Annotated in this window: 6 protein-coding genes; 5 read left to right on the forward strand and 1 reads right to left on the reverse strand. The window is 40.6% G+C overall.

The genetic code is table 11. From position 1 onward, the window contains the following. The first annotated feature begins 51 nt into the window (after window positions 1-51). Window positions 52-2,490, forward strand: a complete 2,439-nt coding sequence (locus E1176_RS10975; RefSeq protein ID WP_155210655.1) for an ABC transporter permease — start codon at window positions 52-54, stop codon at window positions 2,488-2,490. A 4-nt stretch (window positions 2,491-2,494) separates the two neighbouring features. Here E1176_RS10975 and E1176_RS10980 read toward each other — a convergent pair whose 3' ends face one another. Next, complete coding sequence (locus tag E1176_RS10980; protein ID WP_155210656.1) at window positions 2,495-3,715, reverse strand: serine hydrolase domain-containing protein; 1,221 nt, start codon at window positions 3,713-3,715, stop codon at window positions 2,495-2,497. 202 nt (window positions 3,716-3,917) lie between these two features. Here E1176_RS10980 and E1176_RS10985 point away from each other — a divergent pair, with 202 nt between their 5' ends. The 4 genes from E1176_RS10985 to rpsA all read left to right on the forward strand — a co-directional run bounded on the left by E1176_RS10985 (window position 3,918) and on the right by rpsA (window position 8,848). Then, entirely contained in the window at window positions 3,918-4,607 is a 690-nt protein-coding gene (locus E1176_RS10985; RefSeq protein WP_155210657.1) for an ABC transporter ATP-binding protein, read from the forward strand. Between the two features lie 25 nt (window positions 4,608-4,632). Beyond that, entirely contained in the window at window positions 4,633-5,973 is a 1,341-nt protein-coding gene (locus tag E1176_RS10990; RefSeq protein WP_155210658.1) for a TolC family protein, read from the forward strand. A gap of 102 nt (window positions 5,974-6,075) precedes the next feature. Then, a complete protein-coding gene (locus E1176_RS10995; protein WP_155210659.1) occupies window positions 6,076-6,516 on the forward strand; it encodes a BLUF domain-containing protein in 441 nt (146 codons plus the stop codon). 202 nt (window positions 6,517-6,718) lie between these two features. Continuing rightward, window positions 6,719-8,848 (forward strand): 30S ribosomal protein S1, encoded by a 2,130-nt coding sequence (gene rpsA / locus E1176_RS11000; RefSeq protein WP_155210660.1) that lies wholly within the window; start codon window positions 6,719-6,721, stop codon window positions 8,846-8,848. Window positions 8,849-8,987 lie beyond the last annotated feature (139 nt).

The raw sequence follows: 8,987 nt of genomic DNA on the forward strand, positions 1-8,987 counted from the left end.
CGGTAGATAGTTTAAGAGACGAATAAAACTCAATATAAAAACAGACAACACATGCTTAGAAACATCCTGAAAATATCTCTGAGAAACTTCATCAAAGAGCGATTCTATGGCTCGATCAATATTTTTGGTTTAGCAATGGGTATTGCTGCCAGTTTGCTAATAGTGAGCTATGTAGTACACGAAACCAGCTATGACAAAGATTACAAAGATGTAGGCCGACTTTATAGAGTAAATATGACCAACATCTGGATGCCCGAGGGCGGTGTTTGGGGGTCTACCATACCGCCATTGGCAGGTGTATTAGCAACTGATTACCCAGAAATAGAAGAGGTGATGAGAATCAATACCCCAGGGGGCAATATCATGCGAGTGGAAACTCAAAATGAACCGCTGGCATTTTATGAGCAAAATATTCTAGGTGCTGACTCCAACTTTTTCTCAATATTTGATTTTCAGCTTTTGTATGGAAATCCTGAAACCGCACTAAAAGGATTAAACAAAGTCGTGATTTCGAAGGAAATGGCGATTAAGTATTTTGATACTGAGCAGGCCTTGGGCAAAACCATACTTTTTGGCGAGAAAAGAACACCCTTAGAAGTTACAGCAGTTACAGCAACTCAACCGACAAACCGTCATTTTGATTTCGACTTTCTCATTTCTATAGCGACCAACCCTGCATTTAAGCAAATTAAAGACACATGGATAGCAACACAGGTAGTAACTTATGTGAAGTTGAAGCCCGAAGCATCTGCAGAACAATTAGAGCCAAAGCTGGCAGATATTGCACCGACTCATGCAGGTGCCCAGATGTCTCGTTGGGGTATGGAGTACGAAAAATTTATGTCCGGCAAAGGTGATTGGGATTTTTTCTTGCAACCGGTGAGTGATATCCATCTTCATTCAACGCAGATAGGTAATCGCCTGGGATCAGTGAGTGACGGCAAGTATATGTACATATTTTCTTTTACTGCAGTCTTCATCATGCTTTTAGCTATTATTAATTTCATCAATTTGGCTACAGCAAGAGCAGCCATAAGAGCAAAAGAGATTGGTGTGAGAAAGGCACTAGGCTCAATGAAGAGACAATTAGTAGCACAGTTCCTATTAGAGTCTGTATTGATGTGTTTTATGGCTGGCGTTATTGCGCTGGGTCTGTCTGAAGTTTTAAAAATCGGAGTCAACAGCTACATGGATTCTGTTTTCTATTTGGTCGACTGGCACAACCCATTGGCTTATGGACTCATATTTGGCTCGTTAATCATCGTGGGCATACTGGCCGGTTTGTATCCTGCCTTATACCTTACAGCTTTTAAACCAAGCAATGTGCTGAAAGGGCAGATGAAAACCGGCCAAAACTCAAAATGGTTTAGAAATACACTTGTAGTGCTACAGTTTTCTATCTCCACAGCTTTGATGATATGTACTTTCATTGTGTATCAACAATTAGATTTTTTCAAGAATAAAGACCTCGGGTACGACAAAGAAAACATTGTTGTGGTCAACTGGGCTGATAAATTGGGCAGCCAACTGGAGCAGTTTCAAAACGAGGTACTCAATCATCCAGATGTGCTCAATGCTTCAGTAAGTTTAGATGTTATAGGTCGTGGTAGCTATGAAGATGTTTTTAGAGACAAACGTAGTGGTCATGAGCAGCCCATTGCTATGATGAAAGCTGACGAAAGGCAACTTCAAACTATGGGCATAGAGTTGCTTCATGGTCGGTTTTTTGAAAAAGGAAATGCCGCAGATAAACAGTCAGTGGTAATTAATGAGTCTACCATGAGCTTATTTGGCTACACTGAGGAAGACGTGCTTGGTCAGGTTATAACATATGCTGGTGATGATATAGGGCCTGCCACTGTAGTTGGAGTAGTAAAAGATTTCAATTTCTATTCGCTACACTCTCCCATTGCACCTTATCTGTTTTATCACATCGATGCGTCAATTTGGGGGAGTAGCCGTGTGCTCTCAGTAAGATCTACAGGGCAAAATACCAGAGAGCTCATTTCTTTCTTAGAAAACAAATGGAATGAGCGCGTAGACGCACCATTTGAGTTTAGTTTTCTTGATCAGGAGTATGCGGCTCAGTATCGCACAGAAGAAAATCTGGGAGTGCTCTTTGCTGTTTTTACATGTATAGCCATGGTGATCGCCTGTTTAGGACTTTTTGGTCTGGCCTCTTACACAGTAGGGCAAAAGGGTAAAGAAATTGGCATAAGAAAGGCATTGGGAGCATCAGTGACTAATATAATGTTTCAATTCAACGGTAGATTTACCAGGTTAGTACTCATTTCTTTAGTAGTGGCGCTACCTGTAGCCTGGTGGGCGATGGATAACTGGTTGGAACAGTTTGTGTATCGTATAGAAATTGCCTGGTGGGTGTTTTTGGTGGCAGCTGCTGCAGCGGTTATGATTGCATTACTCACAGTGAGTTACCAATCAATTAAAGCTGCCTTACTCAACCCCGTGGAAACCTTGAAGGACGAATAATACCTTACTCCCTATTTCTATAAATTTTGAAAAAATCTGCCAATAGCTGACTGGTATAACGACCACCTCGATTGGATAAGATACAAATACCTACGTCATCGGCTTTGCTGAAACCGATGGCACTTTTGTATCCGTTTACATAGCCACCGTGATAAACAATGGTATCCGAAGGATACTCAACTATACGCCATCCTAGGCCATAGTGTCCGCGTCTGGGTCTCTCTAGCCTACCTAGATAAGAATTTTTCACAGAAGTTACTACATGTGGCTCATGCAGATCGGCAAGGAGGTTATGCGAGAGTACATCAGGCCGATGACCCATCACAGCCTGTAGCCATTTGCCCATGTCATCGATGCTGGCATTGATTCCGCCCGCAGCACTTGCATTGTAGTAAGTGGGCCTTATTTTACCTACATGGGTGCCAAGTCTGCTGTAGTAATGAGGTAAAGCCACATTTTCTGCTTCACTTATCGATTTATAATCAATAGAAGCTGTGTGCATACCCAAAGGTTTAAAAATGCGCTCATGCATGAGTGTGTTAAAGGAGCAATAGGTCTGCGATTGTAGTACTTGTTCGATTAGACTATAGGCTACATTCTGATAAGAGTGAATCGCTCCGGGATTTCTGGAAAGCCTAAGTGCTTGAAGCTCTTCGAGCATCTGCCCCAGCGGCATGCCATCTTCTATAAGGGTAGAATACGCTTGGTAAGGGTAGCCGGAAGTGTGAGAAAGTATATGCTCTACTGTGATGCTGTCAGCAAATTCTATTGGGTTTACATGATAGTCAGGCAAGTATCGGGTAATGGGTGCCTTCCAATCTATAAAGCCGTCTTGCTCCAGAAGCCCGGCAAGACTTGAAGCAAAGCCTTTAGACACAGAGCCAATTCTAAAAATTGTAGATGTAGTTACAGGACTGTGAGTTTTTACATTGGCAAAACCAAAGCCTTTCTTGTAGATGATTTCACCCTCTTTTACAATTACAATGGCTGTGCCGGGTATGTTATACCTGTCTTTTAGGTATAAAACATGATTTTCCATTTCGCATAAAAATGAAGAATCGTTTCGTTCAAACCGTACGTCATCACCACCAATGATCTCAGGTTGAGGCAAAGGATGCACCTCCAGATCGGCTACACGGTTTTCGGATATTTTGTAATAGCCAAACCAAGCGCCTACTGTAAGTAGGAGGGTTAGAGAGAGTATGATTAAAAGGTTTTTTCGCAAATCGGCTTCAAAGCTAGTATATAATTATTGCATTTTCATATGTCCGATATCAGACACCACATTCCAATAGCGGACGGAAACGATCACTTAGACTAACGCTATTATACCTTAAAATCGTATTTAGTGCTGTTTTGTTTATTGGCATACTTATTGGCAAATTGAATCCGAAATCAGAATTGCTTACTTATACAGCCTAAGAAATATGATAAAACTTAAAGATGTAGATAAATATGTAGACTCCCGGTTTCAGCGCACGTTCATCCTCAAGGGTGTAGATCTTGAAGTTGAGCAGGGAGAATTTGTAACTATCATGGGCCCAAGTGGCGCAGGTAAGTCTACGATAATGAACATCATCGGCATGCTTGACGAACCCTCGCAGGGAGAGTATTACTTCTTCGATGAGCCGGTGCATAAAATGAAAGAACGCAAGAAGTCTGAAATGCACAAACACTACATCGGATTCATTTTTCAGGCCTACCATCTGATTGACGAACTCACTGTTTATGAAAACATCGAAACTCCACTACTTTATAAAGGTGTAAAAGGTGCCCAGAGAAAAAGCATGGTAGCAGAAATGCTCGATCGCTTTCAGATGGTAGCTAAAAAAGACCTTTTTCCTGAGCAACTGTCTGGAGGTCAGCAGCAGTTGGTAGGAGTAGCAAGAGCGATTATAGGTCAGCCCAAACTTTTATTGGCCGATGAGCCTACGGGTAATCTACATTCAGAACAAGGTGATGAGATCATGAATATCTTTAAAAAGCTCAATGAAGAAGGTATGACGATCATCCAGGTTACACACTCTGAGCATTGTGCTTCATATAGCAATCGTGTTGTAAAACTGGTAGATGGTGCCGTAGAGTCTGATACCAAAAAAGAGATAGTAAAAAGTTAAACTTTTCAAAATAGATAGGAATACAATGAGAAAAATCATCATCGGTTTTTTCGCAACAGTGTTATGCAGTGCTTCTTTTGGTCAGGAAGTGAGCCAGCTTACATTCTCTGAAGCAGTACAAATTGCTTTGAAGAATAATGTGAATCTGAAACAACAGCGCAATCAATTAAGTGCTTCATCAATGCAGAAGACGTCTAATCTGGCAAGATTAGGCCCATCAGTAACAGTAAATGGTAACTTAGGTAGAAATGAGGGAAACTCATTCAACCAGCAGGAGGGCCGTGTAGTAAATGGGGTAGTTGACTTTATGAGTGGATCATTAAACGCAAACATGGTATTGTTTAATGGTATGAACAGGTTTAACGCTTATAAACAATCTCAAAGTCAATTAGAGTCTCAGATATACACCATAGAGCGTACCAATCAGGATGTTATACAACTTGTATCTTTACAGTTTTTGCAGTGTTTGTTAGATCAGGAATTACTGAGTATTGATAAGGGCAATTTAGAAGCTCAGACAAAACAGCTGGAGCAGATTACTGCACAGGTGGATGCAGGATCCAGAGCAAAAGTGGATGTTTATAACCAGGAGTTTCAGGTAAAAAATGCCGAACTGGCTGTTTTGAGATCACAGATTAGATTAAGAAACGATAAAGCATTGCTTGCCCAAACCTTGCAAATAGATGCGCAATCAGACTTTGAAGTTTTGGAGCCTAGTTGGGATGTGAATGAAATATCGATGTCTGAAATGCAGCTTGAGGAACTATATAATATAGCACAAAAGAATCGAGCAGATTATCAGAGAGCATTAGCAGACGAATCTGCGGCAAAATTTGGCTATCAATCTCAAAACGGAAGATATTACCCATCAATCACCGCGTTTTTCTCATACGGATCGCAGTATAATGATGTAAAGGGTTTTAATAGTCGTTCTTTTGATCAGCAATTTTTTGAAGATAACCTTCAGACAACGTATGGTTTATCTTTTAACATCCCTATTTTTTCCGGCTTTCAGACTCGATCTGCTACAGTGCAGACCAGAGTGAACTATGAAAACGCAAAGCTTGATGTGGAGAATACAGAAACCATTGTAGAGTCAGATGTTCTAAGGGCTTATCAGAGCTACCAAGATGCAATAACAAACTATCAAGCGTCAAAATCACAGTTAGAAGCTGCTCAGGTTTCTTTTAATTTGGAGCAAGAGAGGTATAAGTTGGGGATTTCTGATTTAGTTCAATTTACTCAAGCCAATCAGGCTTTAGTAGGTGCAAAAGCTGATTTAGCGCAGTCTAGTTATACATTGCTGTTTCAGGACACACTTCTGCAATATGCCATAGGCACACTCAAATTTGAAGACATACCTTAGAGGTTGCTGCAGTAATAATGTAATGTTCCTTTTAGTACTTTCTGACGCCAATTTGCTTGTGTGAGAGCTTGCGAAAATGCCTTAAACAAATTAACTTAAGGTATGCACTACCTGGTATATACAAGCATAGCTAAAGGCAACCCTAGCGAGCGTGACCTGGAGACTCTATTGTTTCAAAGTCAGAGAAACAATTCAAGGGTAAACATCACCGGTTTATTGCTCTATGTAGATGGTAAATTTGTTCAGGTATTGGAGGGAGAAAAACGAAAAGTTCAGCAACTCTATAAAGTGATCAAGAAAGACGATCGTCATAGAGATGTAAATCTGATCATTGATGGTGAAAAGGAGGAGCGTGATTATTCCGGCTGGTACATGGGCTATCGCTCAATAATGCCGGAGGAGGTGATGAGTAAACTAGGTTATCGAGATCCGGAGGCCTGGTTTCGTAGCCATAAGCTCACCAAAGAAAGTCACGTTTCAGAGCTTTTTATGCGACTTTTCTTCGATAAGAATTTTAATAATCTAACTCCTGAGCCTCAATAAGTTATTGCCTATTACTCTATAGCTATCTGTAGAGTTGCTCTCTTGTGATATTTCCTTCCTTATTAAAATAAAAATTACTAACTTTGCGCTCCCGTTCGGGTGAGCGGGGTTGTTGGCGTAAAACAGCCGGCAAGCAATTATTAATAAAATTTGTTGTCTGATTGCTCTAAGACAGCATGTACCATAGAGCAGCTAATACATTATGGCAAAAGAAAAAAACACTGCAGAAGAAGCTAAAGCAGAAACTGCAAAAGAAGAAAAAGCAACTGCAAAAACAGCTGAAACTGCAGAGGCAAAAGAAGAGAAAGCTCCTAAAGCCGAAGCTAAAAAAGAAAAAGCTCCTGCTAAATCTGAGCCTAAGGTTGAATCTAAACCAGATGCTGACTTTGACTGGGAAGCATTTGAAACTAAAGGTTTTGGAGAAGGCTACAACAAAAAGCAGCGTGAAGAGCTAGCTTCGATCTACGAAGAGACGCTTACCACTATTGAGGAGAAAGAACTTGTAAAAGGTACTGTAGTAGGTATCAATGCGAGAGACGTAATCCTTAACATCGGCTTTAAATCAGACGGTCTTGTTTCTGCTACAGAATTCAGAGATCTTCCTGACCTTAAAGTAGGTGACCAGGTAGAGGTTTTCATCGAGGAGCAGGAAAATGCTAACGGTCAGTTAGTACTTTCTAGAAGAAAAGCCAAAATCGTACAGGCGTGGGAGATGATCCAGGATGCGTCTGAAAATGATAAAGTAATAGAAGGTTTTGTTAAGAGAAGAACAAAAGGTGGTCTTATCGTAGACATCTACGGTGTTGAGGCTTTCCTTCCAGGTTCTCAAATCGATGTGAAGCCAATCAGAGACTTTGATGTATTCGTTGGTAAATCAATGGAGGTTAAAGTTGTGAAAATCAACTACTCTAACGACAACGTTGTAGTTTCACACAAAGTACTTATCGAGAAAGATCTTGAAGAGCAAAAAGCTGTTATTCTTAATAACCTTGAGAAAGGTCAGGTACTAGAAGGTACTATTAAGAACATGACTAACTTCGGTGTATTCATCGACCTTGGTGGTGTAGATGGTCTATTGCACATCACAGACATATCTTGGGGTAGAATCAATCACCCTGAAGAAGTACTTAACCTTGACGAAACTGTTAAAGTTGTTGTACTTGACTTTGACGAAGACAAGAAGAGAATATCACTCGGTATGAAGCAACTTACCGAGCACCCTTGGGACTCGCTTCCTAAAGACCTTGATGTAGGATCTAAAGTAAAAGGTAAGATTGTAAATGTAGCCGATTACGGTGCATTCTTAGAAATCCAGCCTGGCGTTGAAGGTCTTATTCACGTATCTGAAATGTCTTGGTCTCAGCACCTAAGAAATCCTCAGGATTTCATCAATATTGGTGATGAGCTGGAAGCAGTAGTATTGACACTTGATAGAGAAGAGAGAAAAATGTCTCTAGGTATTAAGCAGCTTACTGAAGATCCTTGGAATAAAGAAAACGTATTGACTAAGTACGCTGTAGGTACTACACACAAAGGTGTGGTAAGAAACCTTACAAACTTTGGTCTTTTCATCGAGCTTGAAGAAGGTATTGACGGTCTTGTACACGTTTCTGACCTTTCTTGGACTAAGAAAATCAAGCACCCTTCTGAGTTTGTAAAAGTAGGAGAGGAGCTTGAAGTACAAGTACTTGAGCTAGATGTAGAAAACAGAAGATTAGCATTAAGCCACAAGCACTTAGAAGAAAACCCATGGGATACTTTCGAGAGCGTATTTACTCCAGGTTCAGTACACAAATGTTCTATCCTAGGTGTGAATGACAAAGGAGCTACTCTTGAGCTTCCTTACGGTATCGAAGGATTCTGTGCAGCTAAAAATCTTGAGAAAGAAGACGGATCAAAAGCAGAAGCTGGCGAAACGTTAGACTTTAAAGTGTTAGAATTCTCTAAAGAAGACAAGCGAATTGTACTTTCTCACAAGTCAGTTCACTCTAAAACTGAAGAGAAGCCTAAGCCAGCAGCAGCTCCTAAGAAGAAGGCAGCAGCTAAAGGTGGTAGCACAATGAGCAAGGTGAATAAAGACTCTGAGAAGTCTACATTAGGTGACCTTGAAGCATTGAGCGCACTTAAAGACAAGATGCAAGGCAAAGCAGATGAGGCTAAGAAAGAAGAGAAGCCAGCTGCTAAAAAAGCCACTAAGAAATCTGAAGCTGAAAAAGTAGAAGAAGAAATGCCAGAAGGTAAAACTTCAACTACAAAAGCTGAAGAAGGAAAAGCTAAAGCTGACGAAGCTAAAGCTGAGAAAGAAGACGACAAAAAAGAAGACGATAAGTAATCTTTTTTAGATCTATAAATAGAAAGCGACCTCAACTGAGGTCGCTTTTTTTGTTTGTGGACTTATAGGACTCCTATCTATTTAGAACACCATTCCCACTTGTCTAGGAGTTCGTCATCCAGAGCGCCAGCGAAGGATC

The organism is Fulvivirga aurantia, assembly GCF_009711475.1.
GTDB lineage: Bacteria > Bacteroidota > Bacteroidia > Cytophagales > Cyclobacteriaceae > Fulvivirga > Fulvivirga aurantia.

Bases quoted from the DNA above. Each gene is read 5' to 3' on its own strand.
- E1176_RS10975 (WP_155210655.1), top strand. From the start codon at position 52: ATGCTTAGAAACATCCTGAAAATATCTCTGAGAAACTTCATCAAAGAG.
- E1176_RS10985 (WP_155210657.1), top strand. From the start codon at position 3,918: ATGATAAAACTTAAAGATGTAGATAAATATGTAGACTCCCGGTTTCAG.
- E1176_RS10990 (WP_155210658.1), top strand. From the start codon at position 4,633: ATGAGAAAAATCATCATCGGTTTTTTCGCAACAGTGTTATGCAGTGCT.
- E1176_RS10995 (WP_155210659.1), top strand. From the start codon at position 6,076: ATGCACTACCTGGTATATACAAGCATAGCTAAAGGCAACCCTAGCGAG.
- rpsA (WP_155210660.1), top strand. From the start codon at position 6,719: ATGGCAAAAGAAAAAAACACTGCAGAAGAAGCTAAAGCAGAAACTGCA.